Origin of the sequence: Mycobacterium sp. 1245805.9, assembly GCF_001672915.1 — a bacterium.
Classification (GTDB): Bacteria; Actinomycetota; Actinomycetes; order Mycobacteriales; family Mycobacteriaceae; genus Mycobacterium.
In genome coordinates, this window is the sequence record NZ_LZKR01000062.1 from 24,974 (window position 1) to 47,347 (window position 22,374).

The 22,374-nt window shown below is 70.3% G+C and carries 21 protein-coding genes and 1 pseudogene; 16 read left to right on the forward strand and 6 right to left on the reverse strand.

Annotated features, from left to right (window positions below; all coding sequences use genetic code 11):
- Positions 1-12: 12 nt before the first annotated feature.
- On the forward strand, positions 13-525 hold the full coding sequence (locus tag A9X00_RS09385; RefSeq protein ID WP_067152280.1) for a DUF3093 family protein: 513 nt from the start codon (positions 13-15) through the stop codon (positions 523-525).
- Positions 522-788, forward strand: a pseudogene (locus A9X00_RS09390) (hypothetical protein); the annotation flags it as partial. The gene A9X00_RS09385 and the pseudogene A9X00_RS09390, both read left to right, overlap by 4 nt.
- Here the strand turns inward: A9X00_RS09390 and A9X00_RS09395 are convergent.
- Together A9X00_RS09395 and A9X00_RS09400 are read right to left on the reverse strand one after the other, a co-directional pair.
- Positions 771-1,079 (reverse strand): hypothetical protein, encoded by a 309-nt coding sequence (locus tag A9X00_RS09395; RefSeq protein ID WP_067152233.1) that lies wholly within the window; start codon positions 1,077-1,079, stop codon positions 771-773. The pseudogene A9X00_RS09390 and the gene A9X00_RS09395 overlap by 18 nt on opposite strands.
- Positions 1,080-1,736, reverse strand: coding sequence for a DJ-1/PfpI family protein (locus A9X00_RS09400; RefSeq protein WP_067152235.1), 657 nt, complete (start codon positions 1,734-1,736; stop codon positions 1,080-1,082).
- Between the two features lie 50 nt (positions 1,737-1,786).
- Between A9X00_RS09400 and A9X00_RS09405 the strand changes: the two genes are divergently transcribed.
- Positions 1,787-2,764 carry a helix-turn-helix domain-containing protein gene (locus A9X00_RS09405; protein ID WP_156772012.1) on the forward strand — a complete coding sequence of 326 codons (978 nt, stop codon included), beginning with the start codon at positions 1,787-1,789 and terminating at the stop codon, positions 2,762-2,764.
- On the opposite strand, the gene A9X00_RS09410 is transcribed toward A9X00_RS09405, so the two are convergent.
- Positions 2,761-3,192 (reverse strand): STAS domain-containing protein, encoded by a 432-nt coding sequence (locus A9X00_RS09410; RefSeq protein WP_067152237.1) that lies wholly within the window; start codon positions 3,190-3,192, stop codon positions 2,761-2,763. The genes A9X00_RS09405 and A9X00_RS09410 overlap by 4 nt on opposite strands.
- Positions 3,193-3,509: 317 nt before the next feature.
- On the opposite strand from A9X00_RS09410, the gene A9X00_RS09415 reads away from it, so the two are divergent.
- Together A9X00_RS09415 and A9X00_RS09420 are read left to right on the forward strand one after the other, a co-directional pair.
- Positions 3,510-4,748 carry an acyltransferase gene (locus A9X00_RS09415; protein WP_067152239.1) on the forward strand — a complete coding sequence of 413 codons (1,239 nt, stop codon included), beginning with the start codon at positions 3,510-3,512 and terminating at the stop codon, positions 4,746-4,748.
- 167 nt (positions 4,749-4,915) lie between these two features.
- Positions 4,916-5,611 carry a GDSL lipase gene (locus A9X00_RS09420; RefSeq protein ID WP_067152241.1) on the forward strand — a complete coding sequence of 232 codons (696 nt, stop codon included), beginning with the start codon at positions 4,916-4,918 and terminating at the stop codon, positions 5,609-5,611.
- A 227-nt stretch (positions 5,612-5,838) separates the two neighbouring features.
- On the opposite strand, the gene A9X00_RS09425 is transcribed toward A9X00_RS09420, so the two are convergent.
- On the reverse strand, positions 5,839-7,956 hold the full coding sequence (locus A9X00_RS09425) for an acyltransferase family protein (RefSeq protein ID WP_232006730.1): 2,118 nt from the start codon (positions 7,954-7,956) through the stop codon (positions 5,839-5,841).
- Between the two features lie 51 nt (positions 7,957-8,007).
- The gene (locus A9X00_RS09430) at positions 8,008-8,856 is read right to left on the reverse strand and encodes an alpha/beta hydrolase (protein ID WP_369830734.1); all 849 of its coding nucleotides are present in this window, start codon (positions 8,854-8,856) and stop codon (positions 8,008-8,010) included.
- A gap of 106 nt (positions 8,857-8,962) precedes the next feature.
- Between A9X00_RS09430 and A9X00_RS09435 the strand changes: the two genes are divergently transcribed.
- The 4 genes from A9X00_RS09435 (at position 8,963) to A9X00_RS09450 (ending at position 14,639) form a co-directional block, all read left to right on the forward strand.
- A complete protein-coding gene (locus A9X00_RS09435) occupies positions 8,963-10,555 on the forward strand; it encodes a phospholipase C (protein WP_067152245.1) in 1,593 nt (530 codons plus the stop codon).
- Positions 10,556-10,646: 91 nt separating this feature from the next.
- Complete coding sequence (locus tag A9X00_RS09440; protein WP_067152248.1) at positions 10,647-11,792, forward strand: LLM class flavin-dependent oxidoreductase; 1,146 nt, start codon at positions 10,647-10,649, stop codon at positions 11,790-11,792.
- A gap of 3 nt (positions 11,793-11,795) precedes the next feature.
- Positions 11,796-13,136, forward strand: coding sequence for an MFS transporter (locus A9X00_RS09445; protein WP_067152250.1), 1,341 nt, complete (start codon positions 11,796-11,798; stop codon positions 13,134-13,136).
- Between the two features lie 150 nt (positions 13,137-13,286).
- Complete coding sequence (locus A9X00_RS09450; RefSeq protein WP_067152286.1) at positions 13,287-14,639, forward strand: amino acid permease; 1,353 nt, start codon at positions 13,287-13,289, stop codon at positions 14,637-14,639.
- On the opposite strand, the gene A9X00_RS09455 is transcribed toward A9X00_RS09450, so the two are convergent.
- On the reverse strand, positions 14,623-15,018 hold the full coding sequence (locus A9X00_RS09455; protein WP_067152252.1) for a nitroreductase family deazaflavin-dependent oxidoreductase: 396 nt from the start codon (positions 15,016-15,018) through the stop codon (positions 14,623-14,625). The two genes, A9X00_RS09450 and A9X00_RS09455, sit on opposite strands and share 17 nt — an antisense overlap.
- A gap of 931 nt (positions 15,019-15,949) precedes the next feature.
- On the opposite strand from A9X00_RS09455, the gene A9X00_RS09465 reads away from it, so the two are divergent.
- The 7 genes from A9X00_RS09465 to ccsB all read left to right on the forward strand — a co-directional run bounded on the left by A9X00_RS09465 (position 15,950) and on the right by ccsB (position 22,365).
- Positions 15,950-16,291: a hypothetical protein gene (locus A9X00_RS09465; RefSeq protein WP_067152254.1), complete on the forward strand. Its 342-nt coding sequence runs from the start codon at positions 15,950-15,952 to the stop codon at positions 16,289-16,291.
- Between the two features lie 62 nt (positions 16,292-16,353).
- Positions 16,354-17,685 carry a glutamate-1-semialdehyde 2,1-aminomutase gene (gene hemL, locus A9X00_RS09470; RefSeq protein ID WP_067152256.1) on the forward strand — a complete coding sequence of 444 codons (1,332 nt, stop codon included), beginning with the start codon at positions 16,354-16,356 and terminating at the stop codon, positions 17,683-17,685.
- The gene (locus tag A9X00_RS09475) at positions 17,685-18,293 is read left to right on the forward strand and encodes a histidine phosphatase family protein (RefSeq protein ID WP_067152258.1); all 609 of its coding nucleotides are present in this window, start codon (positions 17,685-17,687) and stop codon (positions 18,291-18,293) included. The genes hemL and A9X00_RS09475 overlap by 1 nt, the downstream gene beginning before the upstream one ends.
- A gap of 70 nt (positions 18,294-18,363) precedes the next feature.
- A complete protein-coding gene (locus A9X00_RS09480; RefSeq protein ID WP_082974952.1) occupies positions 18,364-18,933 on the forward strand; it encodes a TlpA disulfide reductase family protein in 570 nt (189 codons plus the stop codon).
- On the forward strand, positions 18,930-19,709 hold the full coding sequence (locus tag A9X00_RS09485) for a cytochrome c biogenesis CcdA family protein (protein WP_067152262.1): 780 nt from the start codon (positions 18,930-18,932) through the stop codon (positions 19,707-19,709). The genes A9X00_RS09480 and A9X00_RS09485 overlap by 4 nt, the downstream gene beginning before the upstream one ends.
- A gap of 122 nt (positions 19,710-19,831) precedes the next feature.
- Entirely contained in the window at positions 19,832-21,391 is a 1,560-nt protein-coding gene (locus A9X00_RS09490) for a cytochrome c biogenesis protein ResB (RefSeq protein ID WP_082974953.1), read from the forward strand.
- Complete coding sequence (ccsB, locus tag A9X00_RS09495; RefSeq protein WP_067152264.1) at positions 21,388-22,365, forward strand: c-type cytochrome biogenesis protein CcsB; 978 nt, start codon at positions 21,388-21,390, stop codon at positions 22,363-22,365. Before A9X00_RS09490 ends, ccsB begins: the two co-directional genes overlap by 4 nt.
- Positions 22,366-22,374: the final 9 nt, after the last annotated feature.

The window sequence follows — 22,374 nt, forward strand, 5'->3', positions numbered from 1 at the left end:
GAGCCACGGCCGCTGTTCTACGAGCCCGGCGCGAGCTGGTGGTGGGTGGCGTTGGGCCCGGCGTCGGCCGGCGCGATGATCCTGATCGAAATCTGGAGCGGCGCGAAAATATCGCTGATCGTCCCGGCGATCTTTTTGGTGCTGGTGTCGGCGTTCGTGGGGTTGCAGGTAAAGGCGGCGCGGATCCACGTCTCCGTCGAGCTCACCGAGGACGCCCTGCGACAGGGCACCGAGACCATCCTGGTGCGCGAAATCCTCAAGGTTTACCCGGCTCCCGAGCATCACCAGGCCTCCGGCAAGGAACTGGCGCGGTGGCAGTCGGCGCGGGCGCTCGGCGAATTGGTGGGGGTGCCGCGCGGCCGGATAGGGATCGGCCTCAAGCTCACCAACGATCGCACCGCCCAGGCCTGGGCGCGCCGCCACCGTCACCTTCGGGCGGCGCTGACCCCGCTGGTTCAGGAGCGGGTGGAGCCCGCCGGATCCGATCTGGCCGACGACGATTTCGAGGACGGGTCGACGTCGTGACCGCCCGCTTCGGCAGCTTCCGGGCGCTGCTCTTGCTGGTCCTGGCCTGTGCGGCGCTGGCGGGCGCGGGCGTGACCTGGGTGCACGCGCGCCACACGGTGCGCGTCGCGCCCATCGCGGACGGGCAGCCGTTCACCACCTCGCTGGTGTACAACCCCCAGCTGCTGTTGCTGGCCCTGGTGCTGGTGACGACCGCGGGGGTGCTGGCGGTGCTGGGCATCGCCCGGCTGCGGCGGCGCCAAGGGTCAAGCCGACCGTCTGCTGCGCGTGCCCGTCACGGCCGACCGCGGCAGCCGACCGGCCCGCGAGTGGCCGGCGAGTGAGTCGCCGTCGACGACGACGTCGAACGCCAGATTCAGCCGCATCGGCTTGGTCACCGACTGCCGCCAGGTCACTCGGTCCCCGTCGATCGAAATGTCCTGCAGCGCAACGGTATCGCCCTTATAAGTCGCCGTGCCGACGGCACCATCGGCGGCCTGGCCGAACGTGTAAGACACCGCCAGGGAGCCGATCGGCGTCTTGATGGTGACGTCCCAATCACCGAGCACGCTCATTCACACCTCCATCGGTTCGCGCCCGGCCGGCGTCCACACCGTGCCGCGGCGTTCGTACTCGAACATCTCCTCGACCGCCCGCGCGATGCGCGGTCCATAGGAGCGCTCCAGCAGATACAGCGCCAGATCCAGACCGGAGGTGACTCCCCCGGCGCTGATCAGGTCGCCGTCGTCGACGACACGTGCCCGCACCGGGTGCACTCCCGCCGCTTCGAGCAGGTCCATGGCGAGGTGATGGGTGACCGCGTGGCGGCCCTCGATCAGCCCGCTCATCGCCAACACGATCGAGCCGCCGCAGACGGTCGCCACGGTGACCGCGGGATTGTCGAACGCCTCGCGCATCAACGGTGTCAGTGTGGTGTCGGCCGCCTGGGCCAGCAGCACCGGGATCGTCGCGACCCCGTCGTCCGGGTCGCCCGCTAGCGGCCCGTTCGCGCCCGGAACCACGACGTATCCCGGCTTGCCGGGATCCAGCGGGCCGCCCGCCGCGAGCGTCAGGTGGCGGGTGCCGCTGACCACCGGACGCGCGCCCTCGGCCGAAACGAGCTCCACGACGAGGTCCCCGCCGACCGCGTCGCCGCCGGCGGCAAGCACCTCGAACGGGGCGATGACGTCGAGCGGGTCGAACCCGTCGAACAACACGATCTGCGCATACACCCGTACCAGGTTTGCCGACGCGGGCGTCGCCGGCCAGTGGCCAAAAAGCCATGTTTCGCCGTTATATTGCCAACGTGCACCGTGTTGTGGTTGTGGCGCTGCCGGACACCGTCGCCCTCGATCTGGCCACCCCCGTGGAGGTCTTCGGCCGAGTCCGCCTACCGGACGGCTCGCCCGGATACGACGTCCGCGTGTGCGGCGCCGAGGCCGTGGTGACGGCGGGCCCGATACGCATCGCGACCGAACTGGGCATCGACGCACTTGCCGAGGCGGATACCGTCGTCGTGCCCGGCCGCTACGACGTCACGACGCCCGTCCCGGACGACGTCATCACCGCACTGAAAGCCGTATACGCCAAGGGGATTCGGATCGCCTCCATCTGCAGCGGGGCCTTCACGCTCGCGGCGGCGGGGCTGCTCGACGGCAAGCGGGCGACCACGCATTGGCTGGCCGCGGAGCAGTTTCGGGCCGCGTTTCCCGCCGTCACGCTCGATGCCGACGTGCTCTACGTTGACGAGGGGCGGGTGCTGACGTCCGCCGGCGCGTCGGCGGGCCTGGACCTGTGTCTGCACATGGTCGCCCGCGACCACGGGTCCGCGGTTGCCGCGGAGGCGGCGAGGCTGGCGGTGGCGCCGCTGCATCGCAGCGGCGGACAGGCGCAGTTCATCGTGCGCAACCGGCGGCCCGCCAACACCGAACTCGGCCCGCTGCTGGCATGGATCGAGGAACACGCGTGCGAGGAGCTCAGCCTCGACGACGTCGCGGCCAAAGCGTCCAGCAGCGTCCGCACCCTCAACCGTCGATTCCAGGCCGAGACGGGTCAAACCCCCATGCAGTGGGTCACCGGGGTGCGGATCCGCCACGCGCAGGAACTGTTGGAGCGAACACCCGACAGCATCGAACTCATCGCCCGCCGGGTCGGCTTTCGGTCAGCGTCCAGCTTTCGCGAACAGTTCCGGCGCGTCGCCGGGGTGTCGCCACAGAGCTACCGAAACACGTTCCGGGAGCGGGCAGTCGGGGAGAACTAGGCCGTCTTCTTGATGAGCGGCAGCACGAGCTGACGGCGGCTGACGATGGCCTCGGCGAGGTTGCGCAGCGCCTCGTGCACCGAGCGCGCGATCGGGAACTCGCCCCGGTCGCCGAGAAGTCCGGTGATCGCGGGGCTCGCGACCAAGGTCCACTCCACGCCGGCGGCGCGGCAGTCCTCGTCGAGCCGGTGCACCAGCGCGATGCCGGCCGCAGCAAAGTGGCCCACGTCGGTCAGGTCGAGCACCAGGGGATTGCTCCCGAGGGTGAACCGCCAAAGGTATTCGCTGACCCGGTCGACGTTGGAGGCGTCGACGTCGCCGCGGACGGTCACCACGGTCGCCAGGTGCCGGCAGTGGGCGCGAATCTGGGCGCCGCCGCAATCGAACGTGCCGTAACCGTGCCGAGTCGCGACATTGGTGATCGTCATGAGCGCCCCATTCCCTTCGGACCTGTCCTCCTAAAGGTGCCCGCTAAATATAAGGAGACCGAAAGCCGGTCCTAACTCTTTGCTAAGAAGCCACTTTCGGGGGTCCTGGCCTGGGCCGAAGCAACGCCGACGGCTTGCGCGGGGCGACGAGGGCCGCCCGCCGACACCCGTGCCACGCCACGGCCCATCACGCGATCGGCGCGCTCGCGCTGTTACGCTTCGAGGGCTGCCGGTTGCCGGTCGGGGGGCTTGTCATCGCCCGGTCAGCCGGTACCCAACGGATACGAAACAGCGAGAGTCCAGACGGAAAGAGCAACGTGCGCGGCGCAGAGATCCGGGGAGAGATCAAGGCCCTGACGGGACTCCGCATCATCGCCGCGGTGTGGGTTGTGCTGTTTCACTTCCGCCCGATGCTGGGCGACGCGTCGCCCGATCTGCGCGACGCCCTCGCGCCCGTGCTCAACTGCGGGGCCCAGGGCGTCGACCTCTTCTTCATCCTCAGCGGGTTCGTGCTGACCTGGAACTACCTCGACCGCATGGGCCGGTCCTGGTCGACGCGCGCCACCCTGCACTTCCTGTGGCTGCGCCTGGCCCGGGTGTGGCCGGTGTACCTGGTCACGATGCACCTGGCCGCCCTGTGGGTGATCTTCACCCTGCACGTCGGCCATGTGCCGTCGCCCGACGCCGCCCAGCTCACCGCGATCAGCTACGTGCGCCAGGTCCTGCTCGTGCAGCTGTGGTTCCAGCCGTTCTTCGACGACTCCAGCTGGGACGGGCCGGCGTGGTCGATCAGCGCGGAATGGCTGGCCTACTTGCTCTTCGGCGTGCTGGTGCTGGTGATTCTGCGGATGAAGCAGGCGACGAGGGCGCGCAGCCTGATGCTGCTGGCGTTCGCGGCGTCGTTGCCTCCGGTGGTGATGCTGCTGGCCAGTGGGCACTTCTACACGCCGTGGAGCTGGCTGCCGCGCATCGTGACCCAGTTCGTCGCGGGCGCCCTGGCCTGTGCCGCCGTGCGCAGGTTGCGGCTGACCAGTCGCGGTCGCCGCGCCGCGGGATGGGTATCGCTGCTCCTGCTGGCGGCCATGGTCGGCGTCCTGTACTGGTTCAGCGCACACCCGATCCCCGGCGTGGTGGAGAACGACAGCGGCGGGGTCGTCGACGTGCTGTTCGTTCCGCTGGTGATCGCGCTGGCGATCGGCGTGGGTGGCCTGCCGAGAGTCCTGTCCACCCGGGTCATGGTGTACGGCGGGCAGATCTCGTTCTGCCTGTACATGGTCCATGAGCTGGTGCATACCGCGTGGGGATGGGCGGTCGAAGAGTTCGAGCTCAAGCCGGCGGACAACCCGTGGAAATGGAACGTCGTCGGCCTGCTCACGATCGCCCTCGGCATGTCAATCCTGCTGTATCACTTTGTCGAAGAGCCCGCCCGCCGCTGGATGCGCAGGATGGTCGACGTCCGGCCCGCGAGCGCGAAGACCGAGCCAAGCGAACTGCCAAGCGCCAAGGTTCGTCCGATCGAGGATGCGCGGGAAGCGATTTCGGCCCGCGCGGTGTGAGATTTACCTCCGCGCACGGATCCGGTCGCGCCCGAAACCGTCGATACCATGGCGCTAGCGGCCGGCCGCCATTCGGCGGATTGACGCCCGCTTCGCGCCGTTTCCTCGTACGATTCCGTTGATTCGGATGCGGCGCACGACGATACAGCTTTCGGGGGGAGGTAGCCATGAGTCGTCTGGCCACGCTGATGCTCGGCCTCGCCCTGGTGGCGGGCGTCGTACTCGCGGGCCCGGCACGGGTTCGGGCCTACCAAACGCTGACCCTGGATTCGCGGCTGAACCACGTCGCCGTCGTGGGCGACTCTTACACCACCGGAACCGACGAGGGCGGCCTCGGCCCGCATTCGTGGACCGCGCTGGCCTGGCACACGCTGGCCCAGCGCGGCGTGCGGATCGTGCCGGACGTTTCGGCCGAGGGCAGGGCCGGCTATGGGGTGCCCGGCGATCACGGCAGCATCTTCGAGGATCTGACCGGGAGGGCGGTCAAGCCCGAGGATGCGCTCGTCGTGTTCTTCGGCTCCCGCAACGACCAGGGCTTTCACCCCGAGGACCCCGAGCTGCTGGCCGGAAAGGTGCGGGACACCTTCGGTCTCGCGCGGCGCCTGTCACCGTCCGCGCGGCTGCTGGTGATCGGGCCGCCGTGGCCGACCGCCGACGTGCCCGATTCCGTCCTCGAGATCCGCGACGTGCTCAACGGCGCGGCGCGGGCCGCCGGGGCGGCGTTCGTCGATCCGATCGGTGACCGCTGGTTCGTCGACCGGCCCGACCTGATTGGCCCCGACGGTGTGCACCCCAACGACGCGGGGCATCAGTATCTGGCGGACAAGATCGCGCCGCTGATCGGCATGCAGCTGTCTCGATGAAGTCGCGGTGACCAGCCAAACCCTCAGGCGCGCAAGGCCTTCAGGCTAGTCTTCCGCGTGGCGCTCGTAATCCCATTGCTCCAGGCGCGTTTGCAACTGCATCAGGCCGACGCCCGCGACGGGCGCGATGGCCGCAATGCAGATCAGCAGCAGCGGAGTCATCTTGAAAACCTCCAAACACCTTTCACTGATATGACGTTCGTCCGCGGGGAGAAGTTCATTACGCGTCAGCCGTCCGCCAGGGCGCGGTCCGTCAGCGCACCGATCACCGGTGCCAGCAGTTGCGCGTATTCGGTCGTGATGTGGTTGTCGTCCCGGAAAACCAGGGTGTTGCCGACGATTACCGGGCAGCGGTCGGCGGCGCAGAACAGGTCGGTCAGGTCGGCGTACTGCCCGCCGGCGACGGTGGTCGCCGCCCGCTCGGCACCCATACCGTCTTCGTCGAGCGCGGCCGATCGGGCCGGCGCGCACGCCGCGGCGTCGTCGAGGTGACCCGACAGGCAGGCGGGCACGGGGCCGTGCGGATCGGGGGCGGGCCCAAGAACGAGGACGGCCGCGCCGGTGCTGCGCAACTGTTCGACCGTGCGGCCCAGGGTGTCGATCCACGCGGGATCGTATGAGCTGAAACCGAAATCCGCCCCGTAGCGCCGGCTCATGTCCAGCACGATCAACCGTGGGCGTTCCGCCTTCAGCCGGTCCATGATCTGGCCGCGCCACTGGACGCACTCGGTGTACTCGCGGCCGAGGTACGGGCTGGTGATGCGAAGGTCCTGCAGCGGGCAGGTCACCTTGGCCAGCGCCTCCAGCCGCCAGTGCCGCTGCTCGGCGACCCGCTGCAACGCCGGCTCCCACATGGCGGCGTGCGAGTCACCGACCAGGGCCACCGTCGTCGGCGACGCGACATCGCCCGTCGCGCACTCGCTTTGGCCCACGTCGCGCCACGATCGCACGCACCCGTTGACGAAGACGGCCGCCTTGTCGGCCGGGGCCTTGGCGAGCGGCGGGTCGAGGTTGGACGGGACGGGCCGCAGCGCCGCGGACGCCGCGACGGCCTGGCGCACCTGCGCGAACGCCTCGCGCAGCGCCGCTTCGGTCGCGCTGACGGCGGGGACGCCCGGTGGGGGCACCGCGACGATGTTGGCCTTCGGCGCCGCCACCCCGTGACCCGCCGGCACCGGTGTCAGCGTCAGCAACAGCACGCACGCGCACGCCACCGCAGCGCTGGCGGCACCGGCCACCGCGAGGCTGGCCTTCGCCGATCGGCGCAGGGCGGCGGCGAACCGGCCGGGGTCCTCGACCAGATGCAGCGTGATCACGGCCAGGCCGGCGGAGACGGCGGTCGCGGTCAGCCTGGCGGGCAGCCCGGCGGGCTCGCCGAGCAGCTGCGGCATCAGCAGCAGCACCGGCCAGTGCCACAGGTACCAGGAGTAGGAGACCCGGCCGATCGCGCGCATCGCCGGCTTGCACAGCAGGCGGCCGGCGCCGAGGCCGCCGGTCACGCAGCCCGCGCCGATCACCAGCGCGGTGCCCAACACGGGCAGCAGCGCCGCGGTGCCAGGGTAGGGGGTGCCGGGACCCAGCTGGGTGCAGGTGAGCAGGATCAGCCCCAGGCCGCCCCACCCCGCGATCGACGCCGGCAGCAGGGGCAGGCTGCGCCACACCGGGATCGACAGGGCCACCAGGCCGCCGGCCGCCAGCTCCCAGGCGCGCGTCGGCAACGAGAAGAACGCGAAGGCGGGCGACGTGCGGGTCCACACCACGCCCGCCGCCAGCGAGGCGGCGCCCACCACCGCCAGCACCACCGCATAGGGCGTCGCCCCCTTGCCGGCACCGCTTTTCACGCGGCGGACCAGCCACGCGGTGCCGATGATCAGCACCGGCCACACCAGGTAGAACTGCTCCTCGACGCCCAGCGACCAGTAGTGCTGGAACGGCGACGGGGTGTCGGAGGCCAGGTAGTCGGTGCCCTGCCGGGCGAACCGGTAGTTGCCGACGTAGAGGGCGCTGGCGATGCCGTCGAGGAAGACGCTGCGCGCCTGCAGGGGCGGCAGCACCGCGGCCGCCGCCGCGGCGGTGACGACGCCGACGGTGGCCGCGGCCGGCAGCAGGCGCCGGGCGCGCGCGCCGTAGAAGCGGCCCAGCCGGACGGTGTCGGTGGTAGTGACCTCGCGCCACAGCAGGCCGGTGATGAGGAAGCCGGAGATGACGAAGAAGACGTCCACACCGATGTAGCCGCCCGTGACACCCGGGATGCCCGCGTGGTAGAGCACGACGGCGATGACCGCGACGGCGCGCAATCCCTCGATGTCGGGCCGGAATCCCTTCCGGGAAGTTCGCCGCTCCACTCGACGTGGGCCGCTGGCGAGCACTTCCTGCCGGACTGTCATGTGCGTGGCCTAGGTCGCCATCCAGGTCAGTTCACCGGGCAGCTGCGTGCGCCAGTAACCGATGTCGTGTCCGCCCAGGGAGAAGCTACCCGCCGGCGGGGTTTTCAGTTGGCCGACGAATTGTCTTGTGGCGAAGTAAAAGCGGTCGAAGGTGCCGCAGTCGACGCGCAGGGGAATCGAGTTCAGCGCGGGCACACCCAGGACGCTGTTCTGCACCCAGTCGTCATAGCTGTCGAACGCTCCCGGCGCGCTGCCGGTGAACGAGGTGTACAGCGCCGGGCTGACCGCGCAGATGCCGGCCGTCCGTGCCGGCCCTAGCTTGGCGCCCAGGTGCAGCGCCCCGTAGCCGCCCATCGACCACCCCATGAAGCCCACCCGCGAGGTGTCCATGCCCATCGAGGACAGCATGGGCAGCAGCTCCTCGAGCACCATCGCGCCCGAGTCGACGCCGGAAGCCCTTTTGTGCCAATAGGTGTTGCCCCCGTCGACGCCCACGACGGCGAACGCGGGCTTGCCCTCCTTGACCAGCCGGGCCAGGCCCTCCGGGACACCCATGTCCAGCATCTGGTTGGCGTCGCCGTCGACGCCGTGCAGCGCGATCACCGGGCGCAGCATCCCGGTCTGGCCCGGCGGCACGGCGATCACGTAGTTGGTCTTGACGCCCCCGCGCGCCGCCGACACGAACGACCCGGTGATCTTGTTCGGCAACGCGGCGCCGGCGGTCGGGGGCTCGTACGGCGCGGGAGCCGCTTGCGGCTTGACCGGATCCAGCAGGGCGCTCAAGGCGAACACGCCGGCGGCCCCGAGGCTTGCGCCGGCACCCATCCGGAGCACCGCCCGGCGTGTCAGGTCAGGCATGATCGCAATGATGCCGCGCCGAGCCGGCATTACCGGCCGAGCCACGCCGTATTGGAAGCATTGCGTGATCTGGCGTGACCTGTTGGTCACGAAGAGGAGACCTTTGATGGACCGTAGGCGTTTCGCCACGGCGGCGGCGGCACTCGTCCTCGTCGCCGCGTGCGCGCACCGACCCACCAGCCCGAGTGCGGAGCCCGCGACCGCCACGCCGATCCACCACCTGGTGGTGATCTTCGAAGAGAACGTCTCGTTCGACCACTACTTCGGAACGTATCCCCGCGCGGCGGGCGCCGACGGCCAGCCGTTCACCGCCCGGCCGGGCACCCCCACGGTGGACGGCCTGACCCCAGAGCTGTTGACGCACAATCCCAATTCGGTGCAGCCGATGCGCCTCGGCGGCCCGGGTCAGATCGTGACCTGTGATCAGGACCACGCATACCAGGCCGAACAACTGGCCTTCAACGGCGGCGCGATGGATCGGTTCGTCGAGCACACCGAGGGCGACCCGTGCCCGGCGCCGTCCTTCAACACCCCCGGCCTGGTGATGGGCTACTACGACGGCAACACGGTGACCGCGCTGTGGAACTACGCGCAGCACTACGCGATGAGCGACAACTCCTACAACACCACCTTCGGCCCGTCGTCGCCCGGTCACATCAACCTGGTCTCGGGCCAAACGCATGGGGTGACAAAGAAATTCATGCCGGGCGGCCAACCATTCCCGCCGCACACGGTGATCGACGACACCGGCAACGGGCAGGGCACCCTGATCGACGACTCCCAGCCCCTCGGGGACGACTGCTCGTCACGCGACCAGGTGCAGTTCGGCGCCGGCAACAAGAACATCGGTGACCTGCTGAACGCCAAGGGCGTCACCTGGGGCTGGTTCCAGGGCGGCTTCCGGCCCACCAACCGCAGGCCCGACGGCACCGCCGAGTGCGGCGCCACCCACAACATCGGCGAAAGCCTCGGCGGGACCGGCAAAACCGGGCCGCTGCCGTTCGGCACCAAGCCCGACTACGTCCCGCACCACGAGCCGTTCCAGTACTACCCGTCCACCGCCAACCCGCACCACCTGCCGCCGAGCGCGACCGACCAGATCGGGCGCGGCGACCAGGCCAACCATCAATACGACCTGTCCGATTTCTGGGCCGCCGCCGACGGCGGTCACCTGCCGGCGGTGAGCTTCCTCAAACCGCCCGCCTACCAAAATGGGCACGCCGGCTACTCCGATCCGCTCGACGAGCAGCGGTTCCTCGTCGAGACGATCAACCACCTGCAGCGGCTCCCGCAATGGCGCGACACGGCGATCGTCGTCGCCTACGACGACTCCGACGGCTGGTACGATCACAAACCCTCGCCGATCGTGTCCTCCTCGGCCACGCCCGAGGACGCGCTGAACGGTCCGGGCCGATGCGGCGATCCCGCCGCCGGGCCCGCCGCGTACCAGGGCCGCTGCGGGTACGGACCGCGGCTGCCGCTGCTGGTGATATCCCCTTACACCAGAACAAATTTCGTCGACCACACGCTGACCGACCAGACGTCGATCCTGCGGTTCATCGAGGACAACTGGAGCACCGGACGCATCGGGGACCACTCGTTCGACGAGCGCGCCGCCGCGCTCACCGCGATGCTGGATTTCACCGGCCCCACCCAACCGACGCTGGCCCTCGACCCCCGTACCGGCAACCCGCAATAGCGTCGGCCGGGGATCCAATCTCGGAGGTTTCAACCCTCGCGCGTCGCGCCGATCTCACGCACGATCGGGGGCTGGACACGAGGGAGGGTGGATGAGCCTGGCGTTTCATTGGTTCCTGCCGACGTACGGGGATTCGCGAAACCTGGTCGCCGGCGGGCACGGCACCGCGATGCATGGTGACCGGTCCGCGACGTTGCGGTACCTGCACCAGATCTGCGGGGCCGCCGAGGACAACGGCTTCGAGGCGGTGCTCACGCCGACCGGATTGTGGTGTGAGGACGCGTGGTTGACGACGGCGATGCTGATCGAGGGCACCGAGACGCTGAAGTTCCTGGTCGCGTTCCGGCCCGGGCTGCTCAGCCCCACCCTGGCCGCGCAGATGGCCGGGACGTTCCAGCGGCACTCGGGCGGGCGGCTGCTGCTCAACGTCGTCACCGGCGGCGAACCGCACGAGCAGCGCGCCTACGGGGATTACCTGGACAAGGAATCGCGCTACGCCCGCACCGCCGAATTCCTGCACGTGGTGCGCCAACTGTGGACCTCGCGGGAGCCGGTCACCTTCGCCGGGGACCACATCCGCATCGACGGCGCCCAGCTGAACAACCCGCCCGATCCCATCCCCGCGGTGTTCTTCGGCGGGTCGTCGGCCGCCGCCGGGCCGGTCGCGGCCAAGTACTCCGACGTCTACCTCACCTGGGGTGAGCCGCGGGCGGCGGTCGCCAAGAAGCTCGACTGGATCAGGGGACGGGCGGCCGATGCGGGGCGGATCCTGCAGTACGGCTTGCGGATTCACGTGATCAGCCGCGACACCTCCGAGCAGGCATGGGCCGAGGCGGACCGGCTGCTCGCCGCCGTCGACCCGGCCGACGTCGAGCGGGTGCAGGCCAGCCTGGCGCGCAGCGAGTCCGAGGGGCAGCGGCGCATGCTGGACCTGCACGGCGGCGACAGCGACCGGCTCGTGGTCGGCCCCAACCTGTGGGCCGGGGTGGGCCTGGTGCGCGGCGGCGCGGGCACCGCGCTGGTCGGGTCGCACGCCGAGGTCGCCGAGCGGCTGGCCGAGTACTCGCGGCTCGGCATCAAACACTTCATCCTGTCGGGCTATCCCCACCTGGAGGAGGCGTACTGGTTCGGCGAGGGTGTCCTGCCGCTGCTCGAGCGAAAGGGCTTGTGGCAGCACCCCAATCGTCAATCACAACCGGCGCCGTCGACGCCGTTCGCGATCGCGTCCGCGCAGTAGGCCATGGCAACCACGCTGCCCGACGCGGGCGTCACCACGTCGCACGGTCCCGAGGAATCCGACGTCGAACGCCGCCGGCGGCTGCGCATCGTGGTCGCCGCCAGCCTGCTGGGCACCACCGTGGAGTGGTACGACTTCTTCCTGTACGCCACCGCGGCGGGCCTGGTGTTCAGCAAGGTGTTCTTTCCCAACGAAACCTCGTTGGTGGGAACGCTTTTGGCGTTCGCGACGTTCGCGGTCGGTTTCGTCATGCGGCCGATCGGTGGCCTGGTGTTCGGGCACATCGGGGACCGGATCGGTCGCAAGCGCAGCCTGGCGCTGACGATGCTGATCATGGGCGTCGCCACGGCGCTGATCGGGGTCCTGCCGACCGCCGCCCAGATCGGGGCCTGGGCGCCGGTGCTGCTGCTGACGCTGCGCATCCTGCAGGGCTTCGCGCTCGGCGGCGAGTGGGCCGGCGCGGTGCTGCTCGCCGTCGAGCACAGCCCCGCCGACCGCCGCGGCCGTTTCGGCGCGATCCCGCAGGTCGGATTGGCGCTCGGATTGGCCTTGGGCACCGGCATTTTCGCGTTCCTGCAGATCGCGTTGGGCCCGAGCCGGTTCCTGGCCTACGGCTGGCGGATCGGGTTCCTGCTGAGCCTGGTGCTGGTGGCGATCGGCATCGTGGTGCGGTTGCGAGTCGAGGAGACGCCGGCGTTTCGCGAGCTGGCCGACCTCGAGGCCACGTCCACCGTGCCCGTCCGCGAGATCGTCCGCGAACCCCGTTCCCGGCGCAACACCCTGCTGGGCCTGCTGTCACGGTGGGCCGAGGGTTCGGCCTTCAACACCTGGGGCGTCTTCGCGATCAGCTACGCCACCGGCGCGTTGGGGTTCAACAAGGTGTCGGTTCTGGTCGTCGTGACCGTCGCCGCCCTGCTGATGGCGGCGCTGCTGCCGGTGTCGGGAATCCTGGCCGACCGGTTCGGGCCGCGGCGGGTGTATCTGGTTGGCGTGGCTTGCTACGGCCTGTTGGCGTTCCCCGCCTTCGCGTTGTTCGGCACCAAGAACCTGCTCCTGTTCGGCCTCGCGATGGTGGTCGTGTTCGGTGTCGTGCACGCGCTGTTCTACGGCGCGCAGGGCACGCTGTACTCGTCGCTGTATCCCACCGCCACCCGCTACACCGGTTTGTCGTTCGTCTACCAGGTCTCGGGCGTGTACGCCTCCGGCGTCACCCCGATGATCCTGACCGCGCTCATCGCCGCCGCCGGGAAGAAGCCGTGGCTGGCGTGCGGGTACCTGGTGGCCACGGCGGTCATCAGCGTGATCGCCACGGCCAAGATCCGCGAGCGGGACCTGTACCTGTGAGCTGACCGGGCGCCGCCGCGCCCCACCTCGGCATCGAGACTGCGGTGAGCGCGGGATTTTCGCAAAATTCGCGATCTGTGCGCAGTCTCGGCGCCGTAAGCGGTCGCCGCAACCGGTCGCGCCCTGTCCGCCGATGTGATGTGGTTAACCGTGGCCGGCACCACCCAACTGCGCCAAGGGCTATCGCAGCGGCAGCTAAGCATGATCGCGCTGGGCGGCGTGATCGGCGCCGGGTTGTTCGTCGGGTCGGGTGTGGTGATCAAGGACACCGGGCCCGCCGCGTTCCTGACGTACGCGCTGTGCGGCCTGCTGATCGTGCTGGTGATGCGGATGTTGGGCGAGATGGCCGCCGGCAACCCGTCGACGGGGTCGTTCGCCGACTACGCGGCACGGGCATTGGGCGGCTGGGCGGGATTCTCGGTGGCCTGGCTGTACTGGTACTTCTGGGTGATCGTGGTCGGGTTCGAGGCGGTCGCCGGCGGCAAGGTGCTGGGCTACTGGTTCCACGCGCCGCTGTGGCTGCTCTCGCTGTGCCTGATGGTGCTGATGACCGCGACGAACCTGTTCTCGGTGTCGTCGTTCGGCGAATTCGAATTCTGGTTCGCCGGAATCAAAGTCGCCACGATCGTGATCTTTCTCGCCGTCGGCTCGGTCTACGTGCTGGGCCTGCTGCCCGGCCGTCACGCCGATTTCTCCAACCTCACGGCGCACGGCGGGTTCTTCCCGAAGGGCGTCGCGGCGGTCTTCGCGGCCATCGTGGTGGTGATCTTCTCCATGGTCGGCGCCGAGATCGTCACCGTCGCCGCCGCCGAAAGCCGCGACCCCGGGCTGGCGGTCCAGCGGGCGACGAGGTCGGTGGTGGCGCGCATCGGGATCTTCTTCGTCGGTTCGGTCTTCCTGCTCGTGGTGATCGTGCCGTGGAATTCGGTCGAGGTGGGCGCCTCGCCGTACGTCGCCGCGCTCAAACACATGGGGCTGCGCGGGGCGGATCAGGTGATGAACGCAGTGGTGCTCACCGCGGTGCTGTCATGCCTGAACTCGGGGCTGTACACGGCGTCGCGCATGCTGTTCGTGCTCGCCGACCGGCGCGAGGCGCCGGCCCGGCTGGTCCGGCTCAGCCGGCGCGGCGTGCCCCACATCGCGATCCTGTGCTCGTCGGCCATCGGCTTTGGCTGCGTCCTGATGGCCTGGCTCGCGCCCGGCACGGTGTTCCTCTTCCTGCTCAACTCGTCGGGCGCCGTCATTCTGTTCGTCTACTGGTTGATCGCGCTGTCACAGATCGTGCTGCGGCGCCGGACGCCCGAGGAAAAGCTGCGGATCAAGATGTGGTTCTTCCCGGTGCTGTCGATCCTCACCCTCGCCGGAATCACCGCCGTGCTGGTGCAAATGGCGTTCGACCGCTCGGCGCGCAGCCAGCTGTGGCTCAGCCTGCTGTCCTGGGCGGTGGTGATCGCGCTGTATTTCGTGGCCAGGGCGCGCGGCCGGGTCAGTCGGTCTTTGTGAGCAACACCGCCTGCTCGAACGGCAGCCTGGCGAAAATCGGCCGCCACCCGCGGGCGACATGCGGCGCGGCCTCCTCCTTGCTGACCACCCGCGGGTCGGTGACGCCGAAAGCCTTGCCGTAGCGCCGGATTCGAGCCCCGTTGGCTGCGGTGATGTTTTTCAGCCAGTCGCGGTCGGGGCCGTAGGTCAGCAGGATCGCCACACCGGGCTTGCCGTCGACCTCGGCGGTGAACACGGTAACCGGCGTGCGGTAAGGCTTTCCGGAGCGCCGGCCGACGTGTTCGACGATGCAAAACGTCGGGGCCCAGCCGGCCCACAGCCGCTGGACGGGGTTGGTGACGTGCCGATTGAACCGCGCGAGCCGCTGTGGGAGTTCCATGCCGTCCATCCACCCCGCCCGCCCCGCCCGGCTGGCGCGCGCGCTGCTGCCCGCGACACGCCGCATGCCTTGAGCCGGGCGGGGCGGGACGGGGGCGGCCGCCAGGGCTGCTGATCGTGCGCGGGCCATGCGTAGCAAGGGGTTTGGCCGTCCAGCAGCCGTCGCAGACCGGGGATGGCCAGCTCGGTTGCGGACCAGTCGTAGAGCAGTTCGACTCGCGGTTGGATGACCCCGACGTCGAGCAGATGCCCTACTCCGTGCTCGGCCCGCAGGTAGGGCGCGAGGTCATCGCCGAGCGGGTAGCGATCGGGCAGCACCCGGGAAAGCGACAGGAAGATCCCAGTCATGCCCAGCCGCGGGTCGCCGAGCGGCCGACCGGCGACGGCCAGCCAGCCGAGCGCGAGGCGCGGCGAGGCGACCAGCGCGTGGGCGTAGAGGACCCGCATCAGCACCAGGTTGATGAAGAATCGCTCGACGCGGGACTCGCGCGCGGCAAGGTGCAGGTTCTCCAGGTACGCGGTCACGACACTGACGTTGTGCGCCCGGTACCAGCGCTGGGCCGACGGCCGCCGGATGAACTCGAGCGACGCGGCGACCGCGGCAGAGCTCGGGGCGCCGGGGTGGCCGAAGGCCAGGGCGCGCGCCTCCCACCCGTCGCGGAGCAGGCGCTCGTTGATCGCGCGCCACCACGGGCTGCCGGGGGACGGCCCCCCGGCCGGGTTGAGCAGCCCGCGCCGCAGCTGCCATCCCATGAAGGCCGAGGCCGCCTGGCGATACGGCAGGTGTCCGCGGTCGACGCGCGCCGGGACTTCGTAGAGCCCCCGCATCAGCGCGAGCCGGGCATCCGGATCGTCGCGCACGCCGGCGACCCGGGCCCTGGCGACTTCGGCGGCCGTGTGCCGTGTCACCCGCGCAAGCGTAGTGTCATTTCATGGCCGACTCGCCTGGTGACGAGGCCGCCCAGCGCGCCCAGGAGCTGCTGCGACGGGAGTCCGAACTCGCCGCCCGCAAGGCCGTCACCCAGGACGATGTGCGGCGCGCCGCCGAGCGCGCCGATCGCGCCCACCGGCGGGACCAGGCGGCCCGGGAACGCGCGGTGTATCGCCACTACGCGGCCGGCGCCGCCCACGAACGCGCCGCCGAGGTCGAGGAACTCGCGGTCGCGGAGGGCCTCGGCGACGTCGCCGCCCACCGGCGCGCGGCGGCAAAGGAACGCGAGGCCGCCCGCCGCGAGCTGCGTGCCGCGCAGGAAGCCGACCAGCAAGACGCCTGACGGCCCGCGCTCTGCTACACCCTGTAGTTGAACGATCGGCCGAGGCTGGGACACTGGTCGGCATGGGTACCAGTGACCAGGCGACCGCCCATGCTGCCACGACGGCGGCGTCGGCGCGGCTGTTCGAGGACGCCTGCGCCGTCATCCCCGGCGGGGTGAACTCCCCGGTGCGCGCGTTCACCGCAGTGGGCGGCACCCCGCGCTTCATCACCGAGGCGAAGGGGTACTGGCTCACCGACGCCGACGGCAACCGCTACGTCGACCTGGTGTGCTCCTGGGGCCCGATGATCCTGGGCCACGCCCACCCGGCCGTCGTCGACGCCGTCACCCGAGCCGCCGCCTCGGGCCTGTCGTTCGGGGCGCCGACGCCGGCCGAGAGCCAGCTGGCCGCCGAGATCATCGGGCGGGTGGCGCCGGTCGAGCGGATCCGGCTGGTGAACTCCGGCACCGAGGCCACGATGAGCGCCGTCCGGCTGGCCCGCGGGTTCACCGGCCGGGCCAAGATCGTCAAGTTCTCCGGCTGCTACCACGGGCACGTCGACGCGCTGCTCGCCGACGCGGGTTCCGGCGTCGCGACGCTGGGCCTGCCGTCCTCGCCCGGGGTGACCGGCGCGGCCGCGGCCGACACAATCGTGTTGCCGTACAACGACATCGATGCGGTGCGGCAGAGTTTCGCCCAGTTCGGCGACCAGATCGCCGCCGTGATCACCGAGGCCAGCCCGGGCAACATGGGCGTCGTCCCGCCGGCGCCTGGCTACAACGCGGCGCTGCGCGCGATCACCGCCGAGCACGGCGCGCTGCTGATCGTCGACGAGGTGATGACCGGGTTTCGGGTCAGCCGAAGCGGTTGGTACGGAATCGATCCCGTCGCCGCCGACCTGTTCACCTTCGGCAAGGTGATGAGCGGTGGGCTGCCCGCCGCCGCGTTCGGCGGGCAGGCCGAGGTGATGGAGCGGCTGGCGCCGCTGGGTCCGGTGTATCAGGCCGGCACTTTGTCGGGGAACCCGGTGGCGGTGGCAGCCGGGCTGGCCACGCTGCGCGCCGCCGACGACGCGGCCTACGCCGCGCTGGACGCCAACGCCGACCGGCTGGCCGGACTGCTGTCCGAGGCCCTGACGAAAGCCGGTGTGCCGCACCAGGTTCCGCGGGCCGGCAACATGCTCAGCGTGTTCTTCTCCGAGTCGCCGGTGACCGACTTCGCCTCCGCGCGGGCGAGCGAGACCTGGCGATACCCATCGTTCTTCCACGCTCTGCTGGACGCGGGCGTCTACCCGCCGTGCAGCGCGTTCGAGGCGTGGTTCGTCTCGACGGCCCTGGACGACGACGCATTCGACCGGATCTCGGCCGGGCAGGCCCGGGCGGCCAGCGCGGCCGCACAGGAGGACAGGCCCTGATGGCCGAACAGACCAAAGTCCACGTGGTCCGCCACGGCGAGGTGTACAACCCGAGCGGCGTGCTCTACGGCCGGCTGCCCGGATTCCATCTGTCCGACAGGGGGAGGGCGCAGGCCGACGCGGTCGCCGAGGCGCTGGCCGACCGTGACATCGTCGCCGTCATCGCCTCCCCGCTGCAGCGGGCCCAGGAGACCGCCGCGCCCATCGCCGCCAAGCACGGCCTGGCCGTGGACACCGACCCCGACCTGATCGAATCGCTCAACTTCTTCGAGGGCCGCCGCGTCGGCCCGGGCGACGGCGCCTGGCGCGACCCGCGGTTCTGGTGGCAGCTGCGCAACCCGTTCACCCCCTCGTGGGGTGAGCCCTACGCCGAGATCGCGGCGCGGATGACGACCGCGGTGGACAAGGCGCGCGCCCGCGCCGCCGGGCACGAGGCGGTGTGCGTCAGCCACCAGCTGCCGGTGTGGACGCTGCGGCTGCACCTGAGCGGCAGGCGGCTGTGGCACGACCCGCGGCGACGGGAATGCGGGCTCGCCTCGGTGACGACCCTGGTCTACGACGGCGATCGCCTGGTTGACATCGAGTACTGCGAACCCGCGGCGACATGACGGCGCGCCGGCGACGATGCAGGACGAAGCGATGAGGAGGAGCGGCGCCATCAGCTTCCGGCGGCTGGCGATGGCCGGGGCAGCGGTGGCCATTGTGTTGGCCGGCTGCTCCGGTCGCGACGCCGTGGCCCAGGGCGGCACCTTCGAATTCGTCTCGCCCGGCGGGAAGACCGACATCTCCTACGACCCGCCCGCCAGCCGCGGCCGGCCGGGCCCGCTGTCCGGGCCGGACCTGGCCGATCCGGCGCACACGCTCTCGCTGGACGACCCGACGTTCGCCGGCCGCGTCGTCGTCGTCAACATCTGGGGACAGTGGTGCGGTCCGTGCCGCGCCGAGGTCGCCCAGCTGCAGCAGGTGTATGACGCCACCCATGGCGCCGGGGTGTCTTTCCTCGGCATCGACGTCCGGGACAACAACCGGCAGGCGGCGCTGGACTTCGTCGACGACCACCACGTCAGCTACCCGTCCATCTACGATCCGGCGATGCGCACCCTGATCGCGTTCGGCGGCAAGTACCCCACCACCGTGATCCCGTCCACGCTGGTGCTGGACCGCGAGCACCGGGTCGCGGCCGTGTTCCTGCGCGAGCTGCTGGCCGGAGACCTGCAGCCCGTGGTGCAGCGGGTGGCCCAGCAGTGACCGGCTTCGCCCATATCGCCGCCGCCGGGCCGCTGCTGCTGGCGCTCGGCGTGTGCCTGCTGGCCGGGCTGGTGTCGTTCGCCTCGCCGTGCGTGGTCCCGCTGGTCCCGGGCTACCTGTCCTACCTGGCCGCGGTCGTCGGGGTGGACGAGCAGCCGCCGCCCGGCGCGATCAAGGCGCCGCCGGCCGCGCGGTGGCGGGTGGCCGGATCCGCGGCGTTGTTCGTCGCCGGGTTCACCACGGTGTTCGTCCTCGGGACCGTCGCCGTCCTCGGCATGACCACCGCCTTGATCACCAACCAGCTGCTGCTGCAGCGCATCGGCGGCGTGCTGACGATCGTGATGGGCCTGGTGTTCGTGGGCCTCATCCCGGCGCTGCAGCGCCAGGCCCGGTTCAGCCCGCGGCAGCTGACCACGGTCGCGGGGGCGCCCCTGCTCGGCGCAGTGTTCGCCCTCGGCTGGACGCCCTGCCTGGGGCCCACCCTGACCGGGGTGATCACCGTCGCGTCGGCCACCGACGGCGCGAACGTCGCGGGCGGCGTCGCGCTGGTGATCGCCTATTGCCTGGGGCTGGGCATCCCGTTCGTGCTGCTGGCGTTCGGCTCGGCCGGGGCGGTGGGGGCGCTGGGCTGGCTGCGAGGGCACACCCGGGCCATCCAGATCTTCGGCGGCGCGCTGCTGATCGCCGTCGGCGCCCTGCTGGTCACCGGGGTGTGGAACGACTTCGTCTCCTGGCTGCGCGATGCGTTCGTCTCCGACGTGAGGCTGCCGATTTGAGTGCCCCCCTGAATGCGCGAGCAGACGCAGAATCGCACGAAAAGATCCGCGCCAGTGCGATTCTGCGTCTGTTCGCGACCCTTCGCGCCACGACGCGCAACACCTGGCGCGCGCTGACCTCGATGGGCACCGCGCTGGTGCTGCTGTTCCTGCTCGCGCTGGGCGCGATACCCGGCGCGCTGCTGCCGCAGCGCAGCCTCAACGCCGGCAAGGTCGACGAGTACCTGGCCACCCACCGCGTGATCGGGCCCTGGCTGAACCGGCTGCAGGCCTTCGACGTGTTCTCCAGCTTCTGGTTCACCGCCATCTACGTGCTGCTGTTCGTGTCGCTGGTCGGCTGTCTGACCCCACGGCTGATCGAGCACGCCCGCAGCCTGCGCGCCACCCCGGTGGCCGCCCCGCGCAACCTGGCCCGGCTGCCCAAGCACGCCGGAGCCGAAATCGCCGGCGACGCGGCCGATCTCAACACCCTGGCGAACACGATCGCCGGGCGACTGCGCGGCTGGCGCACGGCCATCCGGCACGAGGGCGAGGTCGTCGAGGTGTCCGCGGAGAAGGGCTACCTGCGCGAGTTCGGCAACATCGTCTTCCACTTCTCGCTGCTGGGCCTGCTGGTCGCGGTGGCCGTGGGCAAGCTGTTCGGCTACGAGGGCAACGTCATCGTCATCGCCGACGGCGGCCCCGGCTTCTGCTCGGCCTCGCCGGCGGCGTTCGACTCGTTCCGCGCCGGCAACACCGTCGACGGCACGTCACTGCACCCAATCTGCATCCGGGTCAACGACTTTGCCGCGCACTACCTGCCGTCGGGGCAGGCCACCTCGTTCGCCGCCGACATCGACTACCAGAACGGCCGCGACCTGGCGTCCAACAGCTGGCGGCACTACCTGCTGGAGGTCAACCACCCGCTGCGCGTCGGCGGCGACCGGGTGTACCTGCAGGGCCACGGCTACGCGCCCACCTTCACCGTGAGGTTCCCGGACGGGCAGACGCGCACGTCGACCGTGCAATGGCGGCCCGACAACCCGCAGACCCTGCTGTCCTCGGGGGTGGCGCGCATCGACCCGCCGGCCGGCAGCTATCCCAACGCGGCCGAGCGCCGCCAGCACGAGATCGCCATCCAGGGTCTGCTGGCGCCGACCGAGCAGCTCGAGGGCACCCTGCTGTCGTCGCGCTTCCCGGCGCTGAACGCCCCGGCCGTGGCCGTCGACATCTACCGCGGCGACACCGGCCTGGACACCGGGCGGCCGCAGTCGTTGTTCACGCTGGATCCCCGGCTGATCGAGCAGGGTCGGCTGACCAAGGAGAAGCGGGTCAACCTGCGCGCCGGCCAGGAGGTCCGCCTCGACCAAGGCCCGGCCGCCGGCACCGTCGTCCGCTTCGACGGGGCCGTGCCGTTCGTCAACCTGCAGGTCTCCCACGACCCCGGGCAGGCCTGGGTACTCGTCTTCGCGGTCACGATGATGGGCGGGCTGGTGGTGTCGCTGCTGGTGCGCCGCCGCAGGGTGTGGGTCAGGCTCAGCCCGGCGGCCGGTACGGTGAACGTCGAAATGGGCGGGCTGGCGCGCACCGACAACTCCGGGTGGGGGGACGAGTTCGAGCGCTTGACCGAGCGGTTGCTGCACGGGCTGGGCGAGCCCGACAGCGCCGGGTCCGTAAGGAGTTCTCAGGTGGACGTCAAATGAACACGCTGCACGTCAACGTCACGCTGGCGCGCTACTCGGACTGGGCGTTCACCTCGGCGATCGTGGCCCTGGTCGTCGCGCTGCTGCTGTTGGCGGTGGAGCTGGCCTACGTCGGGGCCCGGCGCGCCGATCAGCGCGCGGCGGTCTTGGCCGGCTCGGTCGCGGCCGACAGCTCGGTCCCCGGCATCGTGGAGGACGCCGAGGCGCGGCCGTTCGACGAGCGCGTCGGGCGGGCCGGCCTGGCCGTGGTCTACCTCGGCATCGGGCTGCTGCTGGCCTGCATCGTGTTGCGCGGCCTGGCCACCGTGCGGGTGCCGTGGGGCAACATGTACGAGTTCATCAACCTGACCTGCTTTTGCGGCCTGGTCGCCGGCGCGATCGTGTTGCGCCGCCCGCAGTACCGCCCGCTGTGGGTCTTCCTGCTGCTGCCGATCCTGATCCTGCTGACCGTTTCCGGGCGCTGGCTCTACACCAACGCAGCGCCGGTGATGCCCGCGCTGCAGTCCTACTGGTTGCCCATCCACGTGTCGGTCGTCAGCCTGGGCTCCGGGGTGTTCATGGTCGCGGGCATCGCCAGCATCCTGTTCCTGTTGCGCACGTCGCGCCTCAGTGATCCGGAGGCCGACGGAGCGCTGGCCCGCATGGTTCGGCGGCTCCCCGACGCCCAGACCCTGGACCGCGTCGCCTACCGCACCACGATCTTCGCGTTCCCGGTGTTCGGCTTCGGGGTCATCTTCGGCGCCATCTGGGCCGAAGAGGCCTGGGGCAGGTATTGGGGCTGGGACCCCAAGGAGACGGTTTCGTTCGTCGCGTGGGTGGTATACGCGGCCTATCTGCACGCACGGTCGACGGCGGGATGGCGAGACAGGAAGGCGGCCTGGATCAACGTCGCGGGTTTCGTCGCCATGATCTTCAATTTGTTCTTCGTTAACCTGGTGACCGTGGGCCTGCATTCGTATGCGGGCGTGGGATGACAGTCAGCA

Excerpts from the sequence above, each read along its gene's own strand:
- hemL (WP_067152256.1), top strand. The coding sequence starts at position 16,354 with ATGGGTACCAGTGACCAGGCGACCGCCCATGCTGCCACGACGGCGGCG.
- A9X00_RS09445 (WP_067152250.1), top strand. The coding sequence starts at position 11,796 with ATGGCAACCACGCTGCCCGACGCGGGCGTCACCACGTCGCACGGTCCC.
- A9X00_RS09430 (WP_369830734.1), bottom strand. The coding sequence starts at position 8,856 with ATGCCTGACCTGACACGCCGGGCGGTGCTCCGGATGGGTGCCGGCGCA.
- A9X00_RS09490 (WP_082974953.1), top strand. The coding sequence starts at position 19,832 with ATGGGCACCGCGCTGGTGCTGCTGTTCCTGCTCGCGCTGGGCGCGATA.
- A9X00_RS09475 (WP_067152258.1), top strand. The coding sequence starts at position 17,685 with ATGGCCGAACAGACCAAAGTCCACGTGGTCCGCCACGGCGAGGTGTAC.
- A9X00_RS09420 (WP_067152241.1), top strand. The coding sequence starts at position 4,916 with ATGAGTCGTCTGGCCACGCTGATGCTCGGCCTCGCCCTGGTGGCGGGC.
- A9X00_RS09405 (WP_156772012.1), top strand. The coding sequence starts at position 1,787 with ATGTTTCGCCGTTATATTGCCAACGTGCACCGTGTTGTGGTTGTGGCG.
- A9X00_RS09465 (WP_067152254.1), top strand. The coding sequence starts at position 15,950 with ATGGCCGACTCGCCTGGTGACGAGGCCGCCCAGCGCGCCCAGGAGCTG.
- A9X00_RS09410 (WP_067152237.1), bottom strand. The coding sequence starts at position 3,192 with ATGACGATCACCAATGTCGCGACTCGGCACGGTTACGGCACGTTCGAT.
- ccsB (WP_067152264.1), top strand. The coding sequence starts at position 21,388 with ATGAACACGCTGCACGTCAACGTCACGCTGGCGCGCTACTCGGACTGG.
- A9X00_RS09435 (WP_067152245.1), top strand. The coding sequence starts at position 8,963 with ATGGACCGTAGGCGTTTCGCCACGGCGGCGGCGGCACTCGTCCTCGTC.
- A9X00_RS09455 (WP_067152252.1), bottom strand. The coding sequence starts at position 15,018 with ATGGAACTCCCACAGCGGCTCGCGCGGTTCAATCGGCACGTCACCAAC.
- A9X00_RS09395 (WP_067152233.1), bottom strand. The coding sequence starts at position 1,079 with ATGAGCGTGCTCGGTGATTGGGACGTCACCATCAAGACGCCGATCGGC.
- A9X00_RS09480 (WP_082974952.1), top strand. The coding sequence starts at position 18,364 with ATGGCCGGGGCAGCGGTGGCCATTGTGTTGGCCGGCTGCTCCGGTCGC.
- A9X00_RS09440 (WP_067152248.1), top strand. The coding sequence starts at position 10,647 with ATGAGCCTGGCGTTTCATTGGTTCCTGCCGACGTACGGGGATTCGCGA.